We start from the raw sequence: 22,501 nt of genomic DNA, 5'->3' as shown, positions 1-22,501 counted from the left end.
CTTTTTCGTTATATTAGTTTTACAAAATTAAATTGTGCACAACTTAATTAGAAGGGAGTTATTTATGACAGAAAACTCTTTGCATCTAGATAACCAACTTTGTTTTTCTATTTACGCCTGCTCTAGAGAGGTTACTCGTTTTTATCGACCTTATTTAGAAGAAATGGGTATTACGTATCCCCAGTACATTACTTTACTCGTACTATGGGAGCAAGATGGACTAACAGTAAAAGAAATTGGAGAACGTCTATTTTTAGATTCTGGTACGTTAACACCTATGTTAAAACGAATGGAATCATTAAAACTTGTAAAACGTGTTCGTTCCAAAGAAGACGAGCGAAAAGTTTGTATTGAATTAACAGAACAAGGCAAAGATTTAAAGGAAAAGGCTTGTTCATTACCGACAACGATGGCTACAAACTTAGGAATTACAGAGCAAGAATATCTCTCTTTATTAATTCAACTAAATAAACTAATTGACACAATGAAAACAATTAATGATGGAAAAGGGGAATAAATATGGATAAATTATATACTGCTTCAGTAACAGCAACAGGTGGAAGAAATGGGAAAGTAGTTTCAGATGATGGCATATTAAATCTTGATGTAAAAATGCCGAAAGCACTAGGTGGTGCAGGCGGAGAAGCAACAAATCCAGAACAACTATTTGCAGCTGGTTATGCAGCTTGTTTCGATAGTGCATTACAACTTGTCATTCGTACAAAACGTATGAAAGTAGAAAGTACAGAAGTAACTGCTCACGTTTCTATCGGAAAAGATACAGATGGTGGTTTCGGTCTATCTGCTGTACTTGATGTACATGTGGCTGGCGTTTCACATAGCGAAGCACAAGAACTTGTAGAAGCGGCTCACGGTGTATGTCCTTACTCGAAAGCAACACGAGGAAATATTGAAGTTACATTAAACGTACGCTAAAAAATTTAGCAAAACAAAAACGCGCGACATTCGTCACGCGTTTTTTGTTTTTGTAAATTTATGAATTGCTTTCCACGCTTCTTCTTTTCCAAGTCCTGTTTCAGAAGAGAATAGAACAATTTCATCGCCAATTTCAACAGCAAGCGTTTCTTTTACAACTTTTAAATGCTTTTGCCATTTCCCTTTCGGAATTTTATCGGCTTTCGTCGCAATAATAATTGTTGGGATTTCATAATGCTTTAAGAAATCATACATCATCACGTCATCACTTGTTGGTTGGTGACGTAAATCAACTACTAATACAGCTGCGTCTAATTGCTCACGAGTTGTAAAGTACGTTTCAATCATTTTCCCCCATGCAGCGCGCTCCGATTTAGATACTTTTGCATATCCGTAACCTGGAACATCAACAAAGTGCATCATCTCATTGATTAAGAAAAAGTTCAGCGTTTGCGTTTTTCCTGGTTTAGAAGAAATACGCACTAACTTTTTACGATTTAAAATTTTATTAATAAAGGAAGACTTCCCCACATTTGAACGACCTGCTAATGCAATTTCTGGTAAATCACTGTCTGGATATTGTTCTGGTTTAACAGCACTAATTACAATATCTGCTTTTGTTACTTTCATTGTTTCACTCCTACTAATGCGTGCTCCAATACTTCATCTAAATGAGATGCAAGCACAAACGTAAGGTTTTCTTTTACGCTCTCTGGAATATCATCTAAATCTTTCTCGTTTTCTGCTGGCAAAATAATTTTTGTTAAGCCTGCGCGGTGAGCACTTAATGTTTTTTCTTTTAAACCACCAATTGGTAATACACGACCACGAAGTGTAATTTCACCTGTCATACCCACTTCTTTACTTACAGGAATACCTGTTAGCGCAGAAATAAGTGCCGTTGCCATCGTAATACCTGCTGACGGTCCGTCTTTTGGAACTGCTCCTTCTGGAACGTGAATATGAATATCATTTTTCTCATGGAAATTCGGATCAATCTGAAGCTCTTCTGCACGAGAACGTATATAACTAAACGCAGCTTGTGCTGATTCTTTCATAACATCCCCAAGTTTCCCTGTTAAAATTAGTTTCCCTTTTCCTGGCGCTACAGAAACTTCAATGGCAAGTGTATCGCCGCCTGCTGCTGTGTAAGCTAGACCTGTTGCCATACCAACTTGGTCTGTTTTTTCAGCTTGCCCATAACGGAATATGTGTTTACCAAGTAAATCAACAATCTTTTTCTCTGTCACAACGATACGTTTACGTTCTGCTGTAACGATAATCTTCGCTACTTTACGGCAAACTTTTGCAATTTGGCGCTCTAGCGTACGAACACCAGCCTCACGTGTATAATAACGAATAATCTCAAGCAGCGCTTCATCACGCACTTGTAAATTACCTTTTCGTAAGCCATGTTCTTTTAATTGTTTCGGCAATAAATGCTCACGAGCAATGTGTACTTTTTCAAGTTCTGTATAGCCAGCAATCGAAATGATTTCCATACGGTCAAGTAATGGACCTGGAATACTTGAAAGTGTATTAGCAGTTGCTACAAACATAACTTTTGATAGATCATATGGTTCTTCAATGTAATGATCACTGAAGTTATGGTTTTGTTCTGGATCTAATACTTCAAGTAATGCCGCTGATGGATCTCCACGGAAATCGTTAGACATTTTATCAATCTCATCTAATAAGAAGACTGGATTAACTGTTTTCGCCTTTTTCATACCTTGAATAATGCGTCCTGGCATTGCTCCAACATATGTACGGCGGTGACCACGAATTTCAGATTCATCACGCACACCACCAAGAGATACACGGACGAAGTTACGATTCAATGATGTTGCAATTGAACGCGCTAACGAAGTTTTGCCGACCCCAGGAGGGCCTACTAAACAAAGGATAGGTCCTTTTAATGAATTCGTTAACTTCTGTACAGCTAAATATTCAAGTACACGCTCTTTCACTTTTTCAAGACCGTAATGATCGTTATTTAAAATCTCTTCCGAATGAGCAAGGTCAATTATATCTTCTGTTGCCTCTGTCCACGGAAGCGCTAATAACCAATCAATATAATTGCGAATAACACCACTCTCCGCAGAACTTGCTGGTAACTTTTCATAACGATCTAATTCTTTCAGCGCAGCCTTCATTGTTTCTTCCGGCATTCCTGACTGTTCAATTTTCTCACGAAGTTCTTCTACTTCTCCGCCCTTGCCTTCTTTGTCGCCAAGTTCAGTTTGAATCGCCTTCATTTGCTCACGTAAGAAATATTCTTTTTGCGTGCGCTCCATGGAACGTTTCACTTTTTGCCCAATTTTCTTTTCTAGGCTAAGTAACTCTTGTTCATCTTGAATAATTGAAATAAGTGTTTGTAATCGTTCTTTTACAGATACAATCTCTAGAATCTCTTGTTTCTGCTTCGTTTTAATTGGCAAGTGAGAGGCAATTAGATCAGCTAATCTCCCTGGTTCTTCCACATCAGCTACCGTTGCAAATGTTTCATTTGAAACTTTTTTCGAAACTTTAATATATTGTTCGAAATGCTCCAGTAACGTACGCATAAAAGCTTTCTCTTCTAAATCATCTTCTACTTCTTCAGTTACCGTTTTAATAGACACTTGTACTACATTTTCTTCTTCGATAAACTCTATTACTTCTGCTCTATGTAAACCTTCCACAAGGACACGAAGCGTACCGTTCGGCAATTTTAACATTTGCTTCACTTTCGCCACCGTACCTACACTATATATGTCATCTTCTTTCGGATCATCGATATTCATTTCTTTTTGCATTGCTAAAAAGATGATATTTTCATCCATTGCCGCCTGCTCTAGTGCTTGTATCGATTTATCACGTCCTACATCAAGATGCAAAACCATCGTTGGATATACGAGAACGCCTCTTAATGGTAGGAGGGGCACGATTCTTTCGTTCGTATTCATACTAGACATAGCACCTCCATAATAAATTAAACTCCTGTTCAACTATTTTATATTACAATACACCTAGATGCAATTGCTGAGATTCCGCGCAATTGTAAATAGCTTGTTTTTCTACCTCACGAAAAGAAAAAAGACTCCGATTAAGCATACAAACTTAAACGAAGTCTGGCAAATTTTATTATTGTTTATTTTTACATAGATTGTGCATCTGTTTCGTCTACGTGAGTATGTACATCTAGCTCTCTATGCATATTTTCTTGCATAAACGTTAACTCAAATACTTCTTTTAACTTACGAACAGGAATAATTTCAATTCCCTTGATCGTATACAAAAATGGTTGCATATTTTCAGCAGGAATAATGACTTTCTTAGCTCCCGCTTTTTTCGCAGCTTTTATTTTTGCGTACACGCCACCAATAGGCTTTACCTCTCCGTGTATACTTATTTCCCCTGTCATCGCTACTTCATTATTTACATACGTGCGGTGCACCGCAGAATATACACCTGTTGCCATAGCGATTCCTGCAGAAGGTCCATCAATTGGGATACCACCTGGAAAATTAATATGTATATCATATCCTTCTGGCAACACATCTAAAGAACGAAGTACTGTTAATACATTATCAACAGAGCCTTTCGCCATACTTTTACGACGAATCGATTTCGTTTGACTACCAATACTTTCTTCTTCCACAATTCCGGTAACATTTACCGATCCTTTATCTTTCGCCAGAATTGCTGTTACTTCAATTTCTAATAACGCACCTGTATTTGGTCCGTATACAGCAAGACCATTTACAAGACCAATCCTTGGAATCGGATAAATGCGCTTTTCATATTTCGGTGTAAGCTGACTCGAGTGAACAACCCACTCTATATCTTCATCCTTAATGAAAGAACGTTCTTCATTTATCGCCATACCAGCAGAGATTTGCACGAGATTAATCGCTTCTCGTCCATTCCTTGCATACATCCCAATCATTTCAATACCATTTTCACCTATTTGCATTTCCACTTTTTCCGCGGCATTTTTCGCTACTTTTTGAATTTCTTCCGTATCTAATTCACGGAAAAATACTTCTAAGCAACGTGACCGAATAGCAGGAGGAATTTCCTCTGGCGAACGTGTCGTTGCTCCAACTAAACGAAAATCTGCCGGTAAGCCTTTTTGGAAAATATCATGTATATATGTTGGGATCATCGTATTTTCTTCACTATAGTACGCACTTTCTAAAAATACTTTTCGATCTTCTAACACCTTTAACATTTTGTTCATTTGAATCGGATGGAGCTCGCCAATCTCATCAATAAACAAAATACCACCATGTGCATCTGTTACAGCACCTTTTTTCGGTTGCGGAATACCTGCTTGCCCCATCGCCCCAGCACCTTGATAAATCGGATCATGCACCGAACCAATTAAAGGGTCTGCGATACCACGTTCATCAAACCGAGCTGTTGTCGCATCAAGTTCAATAAATGTTGCATTCGTACGAAATGGAGATTTAGGATTTCGTTTCGCTTCTTCTAATACAAGACGTGCTGCCGCTGTTTTCCCAACACCTGGCGGGCCATATATGATTACATGTTGCGGATTCGGACCACAAAGAGCCGCTTTTAACGACTTAATCCCGTCCTCTTGCCCTACAATATCTAAAAAGGTTGTAGGACGCACCTTTTCTGCTAGCGGCTCTGTTAAAGAAATCTCACGCATTTTACGAAGCTGTTCTAATTCTTTTTTCGATTCTCGATCAATTGAAACTTTTTGTGTTCGTTGATTTCGAAGTAAATGCCAGAAATACAATCCGACAATTACACCAAAAACAAGTTGAACAACTAAAAATATATTTGTCCAGCTCATTATTTATTTCCTCCCGCAATATTTTATCTCTTAGTATTTCCGCGGAGGAACGTAGCTAAACATAAAGAAAAACAGCAATTATAAAAATTGCTGTTTCCCTTTCGCATTATGCAGATGTTTTTGTATCAAGTACAGTACCGTCTTGTAACACCAATTTTGGCGGCTCATTATCAGCTACTGTTTCTTTTGTAAGAATACACTTCTCGATATCTTTACGAGATGGAAGTTCGAACATTACATCAAGCATTAAGCCTTCAATAATAGAACGAAGTCCACGAGCACCCGTTTTACGTTCAATTGCTTTTTTCGCAATTTCGATTAGTGCACCTTCTTCAAACTCTAACTCAACATCGTCAAGCTCCAATAGTTTTTGGAATTGCTTAACAAGTGCATTTTTCGGTTTCGTTAAAATATCAACAAGAGCATCTTCATCAAGTGGCTCTAGGTTCGCAATAACTGGAAGACGACCGATAAACTCTGGAATTAAACCAAATCTTAAAAGATCCTCTGGTAATACGTGAGATAAAACATGCTTCTCATTTACATCAGCATTTTTCTTCTCAGAACCAAATCCAATTACTTTTTCACCAAGGCGACGTTTAATAATCGGCTCAATGCCATCAAACGCTCCACCACAAATGAATAAGATGTTCGTTGTATCAATTTGAATAAACTCTTGGTGCGGATGCTTACGACCACCTTGAGGTGGAACGCTTGCTACAGTACCTTCTAAAATTTTCAGAAGTGCCTGCTGCACACCTTCACCAGATACATCACGTGTAATTGATGGATTTTCGGACTTACGTGCCACTTTATCAATCTCATCAATATAAATGATTCCTTTTTCCGCTTTCTCTACATCATAATCAGCTGCTTGAATTAATTTTAGTAAGATATTTTCTACATCTTCCCCAACATATCCAGCTTCTGTTAAAGATGTTGCGTCCGCGATTGCAAATGGAACATTTAGAATACGCGCTAACGTTTGTGCAAGTAATGTTTTACCACTACCTGTTGGCCCGATAAGTGCGATATTACTCTTCGCTAATTCTACATCATCAATTTTGCTGTTAGAATTAATGCGTTTGTAATGGTTATATACCGCTACTGCTAGTGCTTTTTTCGCGCTATCTTGCCCGATGACATACTCATCTAAGATTTCACGAATTTCTACCGGTTTCGGTACATCTTTGAATTCTACTTCTTCGTCCTTCGCAAGCTCCTCTTGTACAATTTCAGTACAAAGTTCGATACACTCGTCACAAATGTAAACACCTGGACCTGCCACTAACTTTCGAACTTGCGTTTGTGTTTTACCACAGAAAGAACATTTTAATTGCCCTTTTTCATCATTAAATTTAAACATATTTTCACACCCCTTACAAAGTGCTAACCTCTTGCCTTCGTATGTACACGATAAATGTATCGTATGTAAATACATATTATGTCACTACGTGGCGAGAAATACAAATAATATGACTAGTTATGTACAAATAAAAAATTTTTAAAACTTTTGAAATATGTATATTCGACTTGTAAAGGAACTTTTCCTTCTCCATCGAAAAGTTTTATAAATATATTTCTATATTTATAAAACAAGGCACGATTTTAATCGTGCCTTGTTATTTTATTATGCAGCGTTTTCTACTAAGAAGTCTACAGCTTTACGCACTTTAAGATCTTCAGCTAAAGCGTCTACGCTTCCAAGAGCTTGCTTGATAGCGTCTACTGGCATACCATACATTTCAGCCATTTTTTCAACTTCTGCAGTTACTTCTTCGTCAGTAACTTCGATGTTTTCAGCTTCAATGATAGCTTCAAGAACAAGATTGATTCTTACACGTTTTTGTGCATCTTCTTTCATTTGCTCTTTTAATTTGTCAGCATCAGTACCTGTGAATTGGTAGTAAAGCTCAAGGTTCATACCTTGTTGGCTTAAACGTTGCTCGAATTCACGAACCATACGATCTAACTCAGTGTTGATCATAGCTTCTGGAATTTCGATTTCAGCGTTAGCAGCAGCTAATTCTACTACTTCGTCACGTACTTTGTGCTCAGCTTCGTGCTTTTTGCCTTCTTCTAAGTTTGTGCGAAGTTTTGCTTTTAATTCATCAAGAGTTGCAACCGCTTCGTCTGCTTCTTTAGCGAACTCGTCATTTAACTCAGGAAGTTCTTTTGTTTTGATTTCGTGAATTGTTACTTTGAATGTTGCTGGTTTGCCAGCTAATTCAGCAGCATGGTACTCTTCTGGGAATGATACTTCAACGTCTTTAGACTCACCAGATTTAAGACCGATTACTTGTTCTTCGAAACCTGGGATGAATGTACCAGAACCGATTGCTAGAGAGTAGTTTTCGCCTTTTCCGCCTTCAAATGCTTCGCCATCAACGAAACCTTCGAAGTCGATTACAGCTGTATCACCGTTTTCAACAGTTCCTTCTTCTTTAACAACTAGCTCAGCTTGACGCTCTTGTAAAGATTTTAATTCGTTCTCTACATCTTCGTCAGTTACAGTTGTTTCAACTTTTTCTACTGCTAAACCTTTGTACTCACCTAATTTAACTTCAGGTTTCACTGTAACTTTTGCAGTGAAGATAAGGTTAGCATTTTTTTCGAACTTCTCGATGTCGATTTCAGGATGATCAACTGGGAAGATACCAGCTTCTTCAATCGCTTCACCGTATGCTTTTGGTAAAATGATATCTAAAGCATCTTGGTATAAAGATTCAATACCAAAGCGTTGTTCGAATAATGGACGAGGCATTTTTCCTTTACGGAAACCTGGTACGTTAATTGTTTTTACTACTTTTTTGAACGCAGCGTCGATAGAGTTGTTTACTTCTTTAGCATCAACTTCGATTGTTAAAACGCCAACGTTACCTTCTAATTTTTCCCATTTTGTAGACATTTATTCTTTCCCTCCAACTATAATAATGTATGCACATACCTCTATAGATTAAGATCTTCATTATCTCTTTTTTGAAATAACAAATACACAAATAATCCTCTAGCAAAAGCTTTCAGATATAATGTTCCAATCTACTAATTGCCCAGAAGACAACTACGGTATATTTTGTTCGAGAATAATATGAAACATATTAAGTAAGAGAATTACACTTCTCTTCTCTTACAAACAGGCAGTTTTCTGCCTTTTGCAACCCTTACATTATAACATAGAATATGCTCGTTTCAAGAACTGAACGATTCTTTTTCATAATTATACGGGCAAATATCCTTCTCTTTCAACACGTAATAACCATTGATAGGCAATATGAAACTCTTCCAATTCGATATTGTATGCTGCCATAAGCTCTTCTTCATCAATAGCCAATCCGAAACGCTTTCTTCCAATTCTCTCTAAAACAGCTGACCAAATCTCCTCTTTATCCATTAATAGAGCGAATGGGAAAACGCTAATTTGCAATTCTTTCCAATATGTAACCATCGCTTCAAATATATCGGGATAATTTTGCTCTAATCGACTTGATAATTTATGTATAATGTTATTGGATTGCTCCTCATTATGACCTGTAAATACTGGAATTACCTTAATCGTATTCCCAAACTTTTCTACCTCTATTTCCTCTTCTACCTGACTTTCTATCATTTTATACAAAATAGAAGTTTTCAAATAGGGGTGTTGCTCTTCGTCTATTAAAAATTTCTTTAAAACAGGTAATGCAAGATCTAAGTCTTTTAAAGAAAGTCGCTGAATCGCTCTTAGCTTCTGTCCAAAGTTTTCTCCAAAAATTTCATTAGTAAACTCATCCAATTCAAAATTCGAATCCACTAGCGATGCGTCTCCTTCATTTAGCATACCTTCTGCAAATAAAGCAAGCTGCGCTAATTTTTCCTTTTGATCAGGCATTATATCTTTCGTTTGTAAAACCTTTTCAACAGTTTCAATAACACCTTCATAATCATTTGTTTGAACTAAAATAGTCACGTACGTTTCAAGAATATCACCAAATAAGACAACTCCTGTTTTAAGCAACTGTTCACATTTGTCTTTCGCTTCTTCCATACGTTTTAATTCGAGTAAACAAATAACTGAAGCTAATTCCGTTTGTTCCGTTTCCGCATTATACTGACGTAATATTTCAAAGCAGCGCAATGCATCTTCGAATTTCCGCTCTTTCAGCGCTAAAAAACCTTCATCAATATAGCGCTCTGATAGTTGTGGAAACAATACGACCGTATTTTCTTTTTTATCCATACGTCCGCCTCTTTTTCTTGATTTTAATTATGTTCAAAGTAAATATATCAAATGCGTAATGAGAACACAACATCCCAAAACTATTTGTTTGAAATATAAAAATATTTAATTTTTACATTCCAATACAAATAAATCTCTACTAAAAATTAAAATTGTACAAATAAAAATCCCCAGCAACAAACGCAGAGGATTTATCATTAATGGAAAGCTTTTATAATTGTGGGGTATATTACAAGGGTAATAATTTGGAGAACAATAATTGCCATAACAATCATGCTAAAATAGAAGATTGGTTTACTTCGCTTCATTAAAAACATAATAATAAGCATCGTACAAGCAAACAAACTTAAGAAGAACAAACTTGTTGTCGAACTAAGTATACCACTTGGGACAAAGAACAATAACACTACACTACAAGTACCTATAATTCCAAATAACCATTCCATTCATTCACTCATTCCCTTTCCCTCTCATGGCTGTTTTCTCTAAGCAATCAAATGTTTCACAACATCAACTACATACGTTAATTTCTCATACGCTACAAATCCAAAAGCAACCGTCAAGCCCGTTACAACTAATCCTTTCATCATTTCTTCCTCCTCGTTTTATCGTTGTTATCTTCATTATAGAGGATTAGCAATTTGTTACCATCGAACTACCTTACAGTTACCTTACAGAATTGTAAGATTTCAAAAGAGGATTGAAAAACACCTCATATCGCTTGAGGTGCTTTCACGGAGTTTCTCTATAATCACTTGCAAAATTAACTTTTTTCTCTTGGTTATTTTTCGGAGAATCCACTCTTAAACTAATAGATTTACTAAATAATTTTGGATTGAAATAATAACAAAGATCTGTTTGAGGACAGTATACACAATACACATCTATCTCTTCTTTATTCACTTCTTTTGTAGTGACTCCGCTTGTCGTAGAATAACTAGATCGGAATCTAACTTCTAGTATCCCTCTTGCATTCAATTCTCTATATTTCACTTGTACCCTTTTAAATCTCACGTCTTTATATACTACAAGATCAAACGGCGAATGCTCTGTTTGCGGCATTAAAATCATGTATCCTTTTTCATACAAATCAACTTGTGCCTTTAAAACAGCTAAATCTCCTTTTGTTCTTGTATGATGGTACACTTTTTCTCAGCACCTTTTTACATATTTTATAATAATATTCGTTCCTTTTCTTAACTTACCTCCCAATATTTTCTCATTAAAAGAAAACTCTTTGTTAAAATCATGTTAATATATTTTTGTACAATTAAGAATTTAATTTACAAGGGGGATTATATATGTTCAAAAAAGTAGCTGCTGATGTTTTAGGGTTAAGCGATGTAGGTTCTGTCATTACACCGAAAGATTACGATAAAGTTGATGCTGATGATTACGTGATGCACGAAGATGGAGAGAAAATTTATTTTCTAATTAAATCCAAATCAGATGAATATTGCTTCACAAACAAAGGATTACTTCACCTAGATGGTACAAGCGCAACAAGTAAAAAACGCACACTGCGCCGCTATAGCTATAGTAAATATCAAATTAAAAACGTAGCACTTGAAACTGCAGGAACGATTGATTTAGATATAGAAATTAAGTTTCAAATGGGAGATGAGCATTACTCAATTGATGTTCATAAAAAACATATTGAAGAATTAAAAGATTTATATAAGGCTTTACTTAAAATTGAAGAAATTTCATACGACAACGACATTACATTAAAATATGCACATAAAAGTTTAGATATGGCATCTAACGCTTTCAGCCGTATTTCAAACGCACAAGTAAACTTAGCAGAGCAATTTAAAGAGATGAACGAGATCGCCTTTAACTGGCTTGTTGATACGAAGAAACAATATAATGTGAAAGATTATGGTTTTGTCTTTGACAAGTTTATTAACAACTAATTTAAAACAAACAAAAAACCTTGTTATCAAAAAGATAACAAGGTTTTCTTAGCGTCCCAGGAGAGATTCGAACTCCCGCTCCGCCCATTTCCGTACTATTTTATATATTTTGATCGCAGTCTTAATATATCTTCTCCTTCGCGAATGCCTGCCGATCCCTTCCTCACATTTTTTACGACAGTCCAATTCGGGTTAGTTTCATCACCGATGTTCTGTACTGTAAAATTGCCATCACCATATTTCCGGTGACCTTCCGCCAATTTCTCCGTTAAATCATTCTCATTTGATCTCGCCATCTTTGCGCCATCTCCCTTTTTTATACGACCTTCTTAAACCATCTAACCAATCACAGGTCCAGTCAATTGGAGATTCTCGTTTTCCGCTTCTATTAATTGTAACACACTACCGGGAATAAGTTCCGATAACTGCTGCTCAATCGTACTAGAATGGTAAAGAGTTTTATAATATTGTAAGTAAACAATTAAGAGAATCTGGATATGGATTTGAGTTCCATCATAAACCTATTGATTCTTTAAATTAAATAAGAGGAATAGGGCGCATAAATGGCGCTCTTTTTATTTAAGAAAAAGAAGTACATATGCAACTGCTTAATATCAAAGGAAAGGTCGCAAATATCAAGAATGAACTACACCTATAACCCAAACATCAAATTTTAGACAAACAAAAAACCTTGTTATCTTTTGATAACAAGGTTTTTTTAGCGTCCCAGGAGAGATTCGAACTCCCGAACCAATCTATAAAACTTGCATCATAATAGCCTATACATTTCAGAAATTGAAACTTTCCAGTTTTCGGTCAAGTGACCTTTTGAGAAAATCTTACCTTATTATATAGGCTACCGTCAAGGCAAAACTTTCTCAAATTAACTAATTCTTCAGAATGTTATAATTTTCTGTATAAACTAAAAGGAGGTTATTAGATTGGAAAAGCCCCGTAGAACATATCGTAGTAACGGCATGATAGTTACCGAGATAGGAGAACTTAATTGCAAACTCTTTGCAGAGAAATTTGTGGAGATAGTTCGTAGGAAGATACGTAACGGTGAAATAGACTTAAATAAGTATAAAGAAATCATAAAGGCTGAAGACCTAAGGGATAAAAAGGAGTGAGAAGATGATTGTAGAGACTGTAGGGACTCTAGATTGTGAGACCTTTGTGAAGGTGCTCATAAGTATAATCAGAGAAAACGCAATAAAAGATAAGGAAGAAGAGGCTGAGGACTCTAGTGAAAAAGAGGAGTGACGACTTGTCGCTCCTCCCCCTCATCAAGATTATGTGTTACTTCTAAGTAACTCTAAACAGACATTAACTTTGATAGCTCTTATAGTTCGCATGTAAGTACTGAATTTCCTTCAGAGTAAAGCCTTTTGCAGTTTTAATCAATTGATCCTTACACTGTTCCAAGTCCCTATAGAAATCCGATAACCTACTCGTAATAATCTCCATTTGAAGCTCATCTTCTTCAATGTCATCCCCTGAAACAAAAGCTAATTCGTTGTATGCAGCTTCAAAGTTATAGATTTCGTCCTTCAAGTTATCTATCGAATTAAGTAATGTCATATAAAGTTTCTCTTGATTGTTCATCTCATTAAGCTTTTTCATTCCGTTAAAAGTATCGTTTCCTACTAATTTCATTTTAAATTCCTCCATTAAGTTTTTTACGGCTTAGTTGCCTTTTAATGATTGAGTTCTTTGACCGTCTAACTTACCTCGTGATAAGATACGAGTATAGAAATACAAGTGTGTACATCATGACTAGGAGAGTTGATCCGCCAAGAAAAGCTTTCCAAAATGGTTTTAATGTCATCCTGTACGCTCCTTTCAGCTCGGTGACTGGTACTCACTGAGCTTTTTATTTAGTTTATAATTTCCGAAATTACTTAAGAGATAAAAAGGTTTTACCCTTTAAACCTCCTATCTTCTGAGATCAAAGCTTCTCCATTAAGAGCCATCTTGAATAGCTTCTGTAACTCTTCCTCACTTATTATCTTAGTCATCCCTTTAAGAGCACTGTAGAATCTGTAAACTTTTTGAGCTTCCTTAATATCTTTCAAGTTCAACTCTTCTTGGATTCGCTCGTAAAACTTTTGAGTAGTCTCATTCATGAAATCACCTCAGTTCGATAAAGGTATTTGTCTGTTTCCCTCTTACAAGTAATACTTTATACGATTTCGGAAATTAGGTCAATGCAATTCCGGAAATTATTTTAAAGATTTCTTTCCTCTTCTATGATTCCAAACAAAAAAAGACAGCTACGAAAGTAACTGCCTTGCAAGTTTATCCGTCATTAGACCTTTCAAGATATCCCTATCTTCCTCCGAGATTTCAAACTTCGAGTTTCTATCTTCTAGAGAGAAAGCTACTGGCGAGCGGAAGAGATCTTCTGAGATAAACCACACAAAACGATCAGACTCATTGAGAACTCGAATAGGCTTGTATTTTCTTTTGAGTTGTCGCTTTAGAGATTTCCTATCAGCCAAAATAAGTTTACCGTAGAAGATTAGGTCATCGAAGGAATGCTCAGAGGGTTGAATCCATGGGGATAAATTTAGGAGCTCATAAGTGGAGACTATGAAGGTAAAACCCTCCGAGGTTTTTACCTCGTGGAGTGAGTCATTCATAGTTTTATCGTTGAGGGGCGTCATCAGTATATCTCCTTCTCGATGTTCTCAATCTCAGTTTGAAGAGCTCTGATGTCTTGAGCAATTACACGTAGGTTCTCTGTAGAATAGAGCTCTGTAAGTTGTTTGAGTTGCTTGCTTTCGCCGTTTTCAAAATCCTTAGGGCTATTATAATGATCGAGCCAATCTCTAGAGTATCTTGGACTCCCTGGATCATTGCTAGGTCTTTGAATATAGGCGTCAAAAATCTCAACAGGACAATTCTCCGAGTAGATTTCAGTCTCATAGAAGGCGTCAGATTTCGGGATATCCTTTAAGTCGTTGGAACGTAAGCGTCTGTATACCAGCGGATTAGCCTTTTTAATGTCCTCAGCAAGAGTTGGAGGAACATCTCCGTAATTTTTCAGCGGAGTGATTTTATCGACCTGTCCCCAAGAGTTTGTTTCTACGACAGAAGGAATTCCCTCTATCTCGCGATAGAGTTGTACATTTCGAAGATGAGAAGCTCCTGTAGTCAACTCGCCGTATATGAACTCCTTAGCCTTAAGAGTCTCCTTCTTCTTGTCACGTTCTTCTTTAAGTTTAGAAATATGCTTTTCAGCTTCATTTTGAAGTTTTCTTCCTACCGGGCTATTTAGGAAAGCTTCTAAGTTAATTGAGTTCTTCATATGTATCATCCTTTTCTTTGGTATTCTTTAGTGATTGATGCTTTAAAGTTTTATTCTTTAATGTCGATAACGTTAGGCTCTGGAGTCACATCCTTAAGTTCCGGATCTTGAAAGTCCTCATCTAAATCTTCTATGTCTACTACAATAGTCTGATCACTGAAATGTAAGTTTTGATTCGTGGGACCATCAAATAAGACCTTATGCCACTTAGCTAAAATCTGCATAGCTTGAACCCTTACATTTGACGGAGTCCTAACTTCTGTGACCTTGTCAGTCTTGGCATTTACAAAGTCGTCAGTGGAATTTCCTCTTCCGATTGCTGACAATTCAGCTAGAAGCTCATTATGGCTCATTATCTCAATCGCAGATCTTTGGTTGCGCAATGCTGAAAGATAAGCTCTTGCATTGGGCATCTGGGTAATTTTTCTCCCGTAGCTTTCGGAAATTCCAGTCATTTCAGCCGCCCTGGAAATAGTCATTTTCGTTTCGATTAAGTTGTGAAGGAAATCTTGTTGCTTTAGATTGAGAGATGCTGATAACTCTATAGGAATACTCATGTGGAATTGTAAATCGTTATCATAGCTTGAGGGTGATAATGTAATTGAGGTATCTAACTCTCTCCAGTCTCGCAAGGTTCTACTATTGGAGATATCTTTTACTTTTTGGGAGTTTTTCGTTTTAGGAGTTGTTTTAGGAGTCTTCTCGCCTTGATTATTCACGGGACTCACCGTCCTTATTTACTTTGGAGTCAAATTTCTTAAGCTTCTCAGCAATCGCATCCATTAGAGATAAACTCTCTTGGATCATCTCTTCGGTGACATCCCAGGGCAAGGCATCTACTAATCGTTGCCCAACATAGCTTTGATTTCTGTAGCTTGATTCACCGCAAATTGCCCTTTGGAATTGCTTAAAATGTAAATTTGCTTTATGGCAAAGATCTACAATGGAAATGTTGTGAAACTTATTCGCGAATACTATGTAACGTAAGTGATCTCGGGCTCGAATGTCTGTATCTGGTAAGGTAATATCAATTTTCAAATATAAATCATCCTTTCAAGGGTATGTCTGTTTAGGGTGTATTTATCTGTCAAGATTTTGACTCAATAGGTGAAAAAAAATCTCGAGTCCGCTCTTAAGTGATTCTCTTAAGTTCGGACAATGAGTATAATACCAATCGTAATAAGGAAGCTTCGGAATCTAAACTTTCCGTATTATTTTTTATTGACTCTCTTAAGAGTCGACTCGAGATTCTTGTGTCTTTAAAGAGAAAAGTTGCGGCTTGAACTGGGTAACCAAGCAAACCCTCCAAGTTTTCCAAGCTTAAGAGGGAGTTTGCTTGTCACAAAAAAGGAGAAAGGAAAGAACTTGAATGCGTTGCAATTGAAAGCAACATTTTAAAAGTAGATTTAATAGAGAGAAGAGGGCATTTCTGAAGTGTAAAGAAAGGAGTTCTACGGAGATTGCATCTAAGAAGGCGGAACCTAAACTCAATCTCTTAATAAGAGTATAGCATGAATTAGCCTATTTTGTCAACTCATTAACATTTAAATATACAATCAAATATAGTAATCCGTCAAGTTTTTTTCCTAAACTTATTAGAGAAAATCTCCGGAGCTCTCACTCTGAAGTAATTAGACATATAATAGGAATCGGTTCCCAACCAGCCCCGCCGCTTTTCTTTGAGCGCCCCCTCCCCTCTAGCCCTTGTTGGATTTTCCCCCGAGCCATTCGTCAAAGATTAAATCACAAGAGAATTATAAGCTTGTAAGTTCTCCTCTATATTCGACTTGCTTTCGCTTCTTCTCTGTTGTTGTAGCTCTTTTTTCTTTTTCCTGATCGCTCATCAGTTCCTTTGTTGTTGTTCCCTCTGTTGCCTCCTCTTCTTTGTATCCTCTGTTACATCCTCAGTGATGACGGCTCTGTGTACTCTCCTGTGCCGCTCTCTGTTGTTGTAGCTCTTGCTGTATTACCTCTGTGTTTATCGGCCCTTTTGCACTCTCTCTCAAGTCCGCTTCCAATATGCTGTGTGGTATCAACATCACACATAGTAACCATGTATGCTTAGCTACATAGCTTACCCTTATAGGTACATTAACTAGGTGGATATACAGATAAGCATTTCAATCTGAGGAGATTCACTGCTTACTAGGTAGGCTCTCCATCTGATAAGATTACCCCTTACTAGCCCCACTTCTGATGGAGTATAGCTGTAGGGGGTTAACTACTAAGATGATAACTTACTATAAATAATTAACTATTATAAAGTGCTGGTTATAAGATTTATTATGTTAACTAGATGGATAATATTGAGAATACCCTCTAAAGATGTAATCGTTTAGTACGTCCGTTAGCGGCAAGGCTTCAACAGGCATCTTTAGAAATTCATTGAGGTGATTTCATGAAGTGAATAAATCACTAGGGTTTCAATCTGGCGAGAATGATGTATTTAGATGAATATTTATTCTTATAAAATTCCGTATTTATAAGGTTTTCCGCATAAAAGTTATCAATTCTATGCAGTTACCTTTGTAGGTAGTGACTTCACGTAGGAATCACTCTATAGATTACCCTTGAGGGTATTTGAATTTCTTGAACGGTGATTATTTTAGCCACAGAAGGGCTTTTATCTATAAAGTATAGATATATTTGTTTTATACGCTGGTACTCACTAGAGACTTCACTTCAGAGAAGTTCTTTTCAGTTTTTCGCACCCTGAAGTAAATTTTTTACATTTATATACTTTCAAAAGCAACGAACTTGATTGCTTCCATTTTCTACAGAGATTAATACCGTTGAGGTTGATCTAATAAGCTATAACTTGAGAGGATGTAGCTATTGAGTATATCTTGCATGAGGTACATGCGTGACTTATCTTGTAGCATTGTGCTCCGCACGTGTTCGCTGACGCTCTCACCACCGTTCATACTTAAACTATATAAGATTGACGGTGATAATGAGCTTGCGAATGTCACAGGGTTTCAATCTGTTAAAGTTAATCTTACTAGTACGGCTATTGTCCTTCTTACAAAAGGATTAGCTTTAGAGCTTTATATAGGTTATTGTACATTTTGTACATGGCTTTTAAAATCTAAAAAGGAACCACCTCTCAGGCAGTTCCCTCATATACTTTAGGAATAGACCTCTAATGTGGAAAAGAGGACCTTACTAGATAATGAAAACGGATAAGGTTTTAAAACCCAAAAGATAATAACTAATAAGGATTAAATGGCTAAAAAGTGGATTCAGTCCTACTCTCCCAAGGGATTAAACTTATTTTAACATAGTGCGAAATATGAACGTATATGTTGAACGTAGTGCGAAATATGAACGTTTTTGAGATTGAAAGCAAAATATGAACATGTTAGAATAATTATAGAAACAAAAAGCCCCGCCCAATCTGTAGGAGGAGTAAGGCGAGACTTTTTCGGATCTTCACTTAAAATAGTTCTTTCTTGTGAGGTTGCCTTTCTCTCGATTGGCGACCTCTTTTAGTTTGTCCATATCAATCTTAAGTTTGCTACGCGAGAAACTTTCTGGATTCAGTATGATAGTTTTAATCCCGTAAGCTTTCATTTCAACTGTGATACCCTCATTGTTAAACTTGCGGAGTGTACGTCTAACCGCTTGTATATTTAATAGTAACTTGTCTGCAATGTTCTGAGGTCGCCAAACTTTCATTTCACTGTAGAGAGGGCTTGTAGGTTCTTCACAAATGATATGACTTTCATAATGCATATGATTAAGCAATACGGATAAGATACCCAAGTCTGTAAAGTTCAGCTTCTTATCTTGTACAATTGCCAGCATCTTAATTTGAAATACTTTTATGAAGTCTTCAGCTTCTTTGGATTTTCCACATTGATAGTATTCCATCTCTATGAAGTAATTGTTCTCTTTCCCAACTTTTACACTATGGATCAGTCCATATAATTCAGCTTGTTTTAGAAGAGGTCGCAATGTATTTATTGGACGGTTTAACTTATCAGCTATTTCATTTAAGGATAATCCCTTCAAACCTCTACCTGTTAACTTCCCTTTAGATTTAGGCTTCAGTAAACTACTAAGCGCCAATACTAGCCCTTTAACTTCTAAGGGAACATGTTCAAGTTGTTGGTGCCCGCTTGCTAGTTGAATGCTCCAATGTCTTGTGTCATAGTTAGCTTCTTGTTGGCGCTTAATAGCCTTCTTCCTGCTTAATCCATCAAGTTGCTTCGCTTTAGCTTCCTTATTCCTGTAATCCATGCCTAACTCTTCAGCTAATCTCTTAAACTCCTGATACTTGGCTTCATCTACTTCAAAGTGTACTTGTCTTTCTTGTCCCTCTCGGTATGAACTTCTTACTTCATTATTCATCTGATCAGCCTTCTCTCTTGGTTAAATTTACCTCAGTTCCTTAAGGTCTTGATATCATACCAAGAGTTACATTTTCATACAATGTTCTGATTAGCGATTTATACTTTAAAGGTGATATGCTTCAAAACTTTACAATTTAAAGGTATTTAACTTCAATGAGTTACACTTACTTTGGAGGTTATACTTTCAAGTGATATTTAACTGTTTAAATCGAGTAATTTTTAAGAGATTCGGACAACTATCAGAGTAAAAGCATTTGTGTTCTCCTTTGGCGCATCTCTATCATTGTTTAAAATAAAGAAAATAAACTTGTATAGAAAAATACTTTTGTTTTATGTACAAGATGTCATGTATAATAGAAATGAAAAACTCACCGTATTGGAGTACGATGAGTCTAAAGGTGGTGAGTACATATGGATGCACCTACCGTTACTGCGGTTTGTTCTTTACTCGTTGTTGTCATTAGCGTAATCAATCTGAGTAAAGACAAAAAGTAATATTTTATTGAAAGCTTTTCAGTGTTGGCGCACTGAGAGGCTTTTTTCTTTACATAGTATTCCACTTTTAACAAGGAATATTACTCAGGTAATACTTTTACTCACAAAGCATCAAAAGTTTTCACTTTAACAACTTTCAAGACAAAGTTACCCTCAAGTAAACCTATAGTTTACTCACAAGGCATAAAAAGTCGTCATTTTGACAACATTCAGGACAAAGTTAGCCTCAGGGCAACCTAGAAGTTAAAAAAATAACTTTCCTCTACAAAAGTTTACTTAAAGTTAACCCTAATCTAAAAAAAATAATCCCTGATGTTCTCAAAAAGTGAACTTTTGTTTCCTAAAGAGGATCTTAATTCCTCCACCTCCGGGATCTACCTGATACATTTTTTATCATTTCATACTTACTTTTGATACATTTTGTATCCTTATAGCAACATTATACCTTGACTTTAGGTCAAGTTACAAGAAAAGTTTACTTAAAGTAGTCGTTCTCTCTTACCCAGTTTATGTTCACTTTTTGAGAACTTTTCCACTTTCTTTTACCTCAATAGTTGACTTTAGGTCTTCCCTTTACTGAGCATGGCTTAGATTGATTAAGAAACGGCTTGGACAGAAAATATCTACCTTACATCGCAAAAACAAAGGTTAATACGACATAAAGTAGATGTCTTAATACTGAGCTAGGATGAGTTGTTGAAGTATCCGTATTGTATCACCTTGTTTAAACACAGGGATTTCCCCCTCAACGGACTTTCTACTCACAAAGCTTGTCCTATGAGCTTATATCTATCCGTTGCCACCTGTCCCGTAGGACACCAAGCAGCCACCGAACCTTTAATGGTCGTTCGCACCTAGACTACACCTAGTGTAAACAAGGAAACACTTTAGGGGGCGTACGCTTAACTTTCTGACATCGGCTTAGCTAACCTGTTCAAGTTTTGCGAGTGTTAGGTCATTCCTCGTGCGGAAATCCCTTAACTCAGTAGCTAAAAAAGGCAATACTTAAGAGACCTTGCACTCCTTAGATTTTTTCGATAGAATGAAGGTACTGAATGTACGGGATTATCCGTTATTTAGTTTTGAGTCGATTATTTTGGGTCACGGACTGCGCCAACAGTCTACCCCACAAGGAGCATCCGCCAAGATGCTCTTATTTTATTTACAGGAAGTTTCTCAGACTCTCCGCTACTTCTTCCTTATCTAAATGCAAATATCTTGTTGTAACAGCTAAATCACTATGTCCAAGAGCCTTAGAGATTAGAGCTATATTTGCTCCTTTCCCGAGTAAATTCTTCGCAAAGCCTCTCCGTAAAGCATGAGGATTTATATTCTTCAGACCGTAATCCTTAGAATGCTTACTCAGTCTTTTAGTTATATTGTTATTTGTCGGACTCGTAGCGATCCGCCCTCCATTTTTCGTAATGAATAAATAATCATTCTTTACATTACACTCTTTCCTAATAATGTCATTTTGCTTCATAAGAGCGCCTAAGACTCTAGCAAGAATATCATCAAAAGGTAAATGTATAGATTCATGATTCTTAATAATTCCACCGTCAATACGTAGCACTTTATTTTCTAAGTTCACATGTTTATGCTCCAATTGAGACAGCGTCCCAACTCGTATTCCTGTCTGATACATAAGCAATACAGATGTAGCATCCCTCAATTCTATGAAGCGAGTTAAATCTAAAATAGAAAGCAGAAGATTAATCTCCCTATCCGTTGCCCCCTCTTTAACAGGGCTATCAACCTTTATTTTGACACCCTTCCAAAAGTTGAACTCAATCCAACCGTTATCGAAACAACGTCCAAGAAACGCCTTGAGGCACTTCAAACGAGTTAATTTAGTTTGATTACTAACATTCATGGATGAAAGCCACAAATAAATATGCTCAACGGTCAACTCCTGGAGAAACCTAGCACCCGTCACACTCATAAAATGACCAACATGCAACTCATAGTCACTAATAGTACGGACACGCAATCCCGTTGCTCTCATTTGACGTATCACTGTAGACAGAGCCTTCTCAATAGATAGCCCCTTCAGATGTTTCCTTTCCGGCTTCCGGTCAAAAATATTCGTTAAGTCTTCGCTAATCGTTAAAGAATCACGTCTTTTAGACATAAAAAAATAAGCCTCCTAACTCGATATTGACCGTACACTGTACGTTTCAACTTTCGAATTAAAAGACTTATTAGACGGGGATTCAACGCTTCCCCAACAAGGTTTTTTTAGCGTCCCAGGAGAGATTCGAACTCCCGACCGTACGCTTAGAAGGCGTATGCTCTATCCGGCTGAGCTACTGGGACATGGAGCGGGTGAAGAGAATCGAACTCTCGACCAGAGCTTGGAAGGCTCTTGTTTTACCACTAAACTACACCCGCATACGTTATTTTCTTTTCTTCGTTAGCGCCATTGCCCTATCGACAATATTTATTATATGTATAACCATACAT

20 protein-coding genes, 2 tRNA genes and 1 pseudogene are annotated in these 22,501 nt (G+C 36.8%); 5 read left to right on the top strand and 18 right to left on the bottom strand.

Translation table 11 applies throughout. The annotated features are described in order from the left end of the window. The first annotated feature begins 64 nt into the window (after positions 1-64). Both CGQ22_RS02265 and CGQ22_RS02260 read left to right on the top strand, forming a co-directional pair. Positions 65-517, top strand: coding sequence for a MarR family winged helix-turn-helix transcriptional regulator (locus CGQ22_RS02265; RefSeq protein ID WP_000138546.1), 453 nt, complete (start codon positions 65-67; stop codon positions 515-517). Positions 518-519: 2 nt separating this feature from the next. After that, positions 520-936, top strand: a complete 417-nt coding sequence (locus CGQ22_RS02260) for an organic hydroperoxide resistance protein (RefSeq protein ID WP_000359774.1) — start codon at positions 520-522, stop codon at positions 934-936. A gap of 33 nt (positions 937-969) precedes the next feature. Here the strand turns inward: CGQ22_RS02260 and ysxC are convergent, their stop codons facing one another. From ysxC to CGQ22_RS02220, 8 genes are all read right to left on the bottom strand, one after another. Then, entirely contained in the window at positions 970-1,566 is a 597-nt protein-coding gene (gene ysxC / locus CGQ22_RS02255) for a ribosome biogenesis GTP-binding protein YsxC (RefSeq protein WP_000869116.1), read from the bottom strand. Next, positions 1,563-3,893 (bottom strand): endopeptidase La, encoded by a 2,331-nt coding sequence (gene lon / locus CGQ22_RS02250; protein WP_000097285.1) that lies wholly within the window; start codon positions 3,891-3,893, stop codon positions 1,563-1,565. The genes ysxC and lon overlap by 4 nt, the downstream gene beginning before the upstream one ends. A 182-nt stretch (positions 3,894-4,075) precedes the next feature. Further along, positions 4,076-5,746 (bottom strand): ATP-dependent protease LonB, encoded by a 1,671-nt coding sequence (gene lonB / locus CGQ22_RS02245; protein ID WP_000119178.1) that lies wholly within the window; start codon positions 5,744-5,746, stop codon positions 4,076-4,078. Between the two features lie 106 nt (positions 5,747-5,852). Next, on the bottom strand, positions 5,853-7,112 hold the full coding sequence (clpX, locus tag CGQ22_RS02240; RefSeq protein WP_000472289.1) for an ATP-dependent protease ATP-binding subunit ClpX: 1,260 nt from the start codon (positions 7,110-7,112) through the stop codon (positions 5,853-5,855). Positions 7,113-7,376: 264 nt separating this feature from the next. Next, positions 7,377-8,654: a trigger factor gene (gene tig / locus CGQ22_RS02235; RefSeq protein WP_089148257.1), complete on the bottom strand. Its 1,278-nt coding sequence runs from the start codon at positions 8,652-8,654 to the stop codon at positions 7,377-7,379. Positions 8,655-8,963: 309 nt separating this feature from the next. Next, positions 8,964-9,962, bottom strand: a complete 999-nt coding sequence (locus tag CGQ22_RS02230) for a hypothetical protein (RefSeq protein ID WP_089148256.1) — start codon at positions 9,960-9,962, stop codon at positions 8,964-8,966. A gap of 197 nt (positions 9,963-10,159) precedes the next feature. Next, entirely contained in the window at positions 10,160-10,408 is a 249-nt protein-coding gene (locus CGQ22_RS02225; protein ID WP_001983650.1) for a hypothetical protein, read from the bottom strand. A gap of 286 nt (positions 10,409-10,694) precedes the next feature. Next, positions 10,695-11,108, bottom strand: a complete 414-nt coding sequence (locus CGQ22_RS02220; RefSeq protein ID WP_000274745.1) for a group I intron-associated PD-(D/E)XK endonuclease — start codon at positions 11,106-11,108, stop codon at positions 10,695-10,697. 155 nt (positions 11,109-11,263) lie between these two features. Here CGQ22_RS02220 and CGQ22_RS02215 point away from each other — a divergent pair, with 155 nt between their 5' ends. Further along, entirely contained in the window at positions 11,264-11,878 is a 615-nt protein-coding gene (locus CGQ22_RS02215; RefSeq protein ID WP_000475212.1) for a PH domain-containing protein, read from the top strand. 95 nt (positions 11,879-11,973) lie between these two features. On the opposite strand, the gene CGQ22_RS02210 is transcribed toward CGQ22_RS02215, so the two are convergent. Then, positions 11,974-12,174 (bottom strand): hypothetical protein, encoded by a 201-nt coding sequence (locus tag CGQ22_RS02210; RefSeq protein WP_000124460.1) that lies wholly within the window; start codon positions 12,172-12,174, stop codon positions 11,974-11,976. A gap of 152 nt (positions 12,175-12,326) precedes the next feature. On the opposite strand from CGQ22_RS02210, the pseudogene CGQ22_RS32855 reads away from it, so the two are divergent. Further along, positions 12,327-12,419, top strand: a pseudogene (locus CGQ22_RS32855) (DUF6572 domain-containing protein); the annotation flags it as partial. Between the two features lie 593 nt (positions 12,420-13,012). After that, positions 13,013-13,141 carry a hypothetical protein gene (locus CGQ22_RS32315; protein ID WP_254922570.1) on the top strand — a complete coding sequence of 43 codons (129 nt, stop codon included), beginning with the start codon at positions 13,013-13,015 and terminating at the stop codon, positions 13,139-13,141. Positions 13,142-13,204: 63 nt separating this feature from the next. On the opposite strand, the gene CGQ22_RS02200 is transcribed toward CGQ22_RS32315, so the two are convergent. The 9 genes from CGQ22_RS02200 to CGQ22_RS02150 form a co-directional block, all read right to left on the bottom strand. Continuing rightward, positions 13,205-13,534, bottom strand: coding sequence for a hypothetical protein (locus tag CGQ22_RS02200; protein WP_089148254.1), 330 nt, complete (start codon positions 13,532-13,534; stop codon positions 13,205-13,207). Positions 13,535-13,797: 263 nt separating this feature from the next. Next, positions 13,798-14,004, bottom strand: a complete 207-nt coding sequence (locus CGQ22_RS02195; protein WP_089148253.1) for a hypothetical protein — start codon at positions 14,002-14,004, stop codon at positions 13,798-13,800. Positions 14,005-14,543: 539 nt separating this feature from the next. After that, positions 14,544-15,188, bottom strand: a complete 645-nt coding sequence (locus CGQ22_RS02185) for a hypothetical protein (protein ID WP_089148251.1) — start codon at positions 15,186-15,188, stop codon at positions 14,544-14,546. Positions 15,189-15,238: 50 nt separating this feature from the next. After that, positions 15,239-15,907, bottom strand: a complete 669-nt coding sequence (locus CGQ22_RS02180) for a terminase small subunit (protein ID WP_089148250.1) — start codon at positions 15,905-15,907, stop codon at positions 15,239-15,241. Then, positions 15,900-16,226, bottom strand: a complete 327-nt coding sequence (locus tag CGQ22_RS02175; protein WP_089148249.1) for a hypothetical protein — start codon at positions 16,224-16,226, stop codon at positions 15,900-15,902. The genes CGQ22_RS02180 and CGQ22_RS02175 overlap by 8 nt, the downstream gene beginning before the upstream one ends. A 2,394-nt stretch (positions 16,227-18,620) precedes the next feature. Continuing rightward, positions 18,621-19,541, bottom strand: a complete 921-nt coding sequence (locus CGQ22_RS02165) for a hypothetical protein (protein WP_089148247.1) — start codon at positions 19,539-19,541, stop codon at positions 18,621-18,623. Positions 19,542-21,200: 1,659 nt separating this feature from the next. Then, positions 21,201-22,169, bottom strand: coding sequence for a tyrosine-type recombinase/integrase (locus CGQ22_RS02160; RefSeq protein WP_089148246.1), 969 nt, complete (start codon positions 22,167-22,169; stop codon positions 21,201-21,203). A gap of 111 nt (positions 22,170-22,280) precedes the next feature. Continuing rightward, positions 22,281-22,354: transfer RNA gene (locus CGQ22_RS02155), tRNA-Arg, on the bottom strand. A 1-nt stretch (position 22,355) separates the two neighbouring features. Beyond that, positions 22,356-22,429, bottom strand: a tRNA-Gly gene (locus tag CGQ22_RS02150). Positions 22,430-22,501: the final 72 nt, after the last annotated feature.

The organism is Bacillus sp. M13(2017) (assembly GCF_002218325.1).
Taxonomy (GTDB): Bacteria; Bacillota; Bacilli; order Bacillales; family Bacillaceae_G; genus Bacillus_A; species Bacillus_A thuringiensis_K.
The sequence above is the reverse complement of the archived record's forward strand: the minus strand, read 5'-3'. Positions and strand labels throughout refer to the sequence as shown.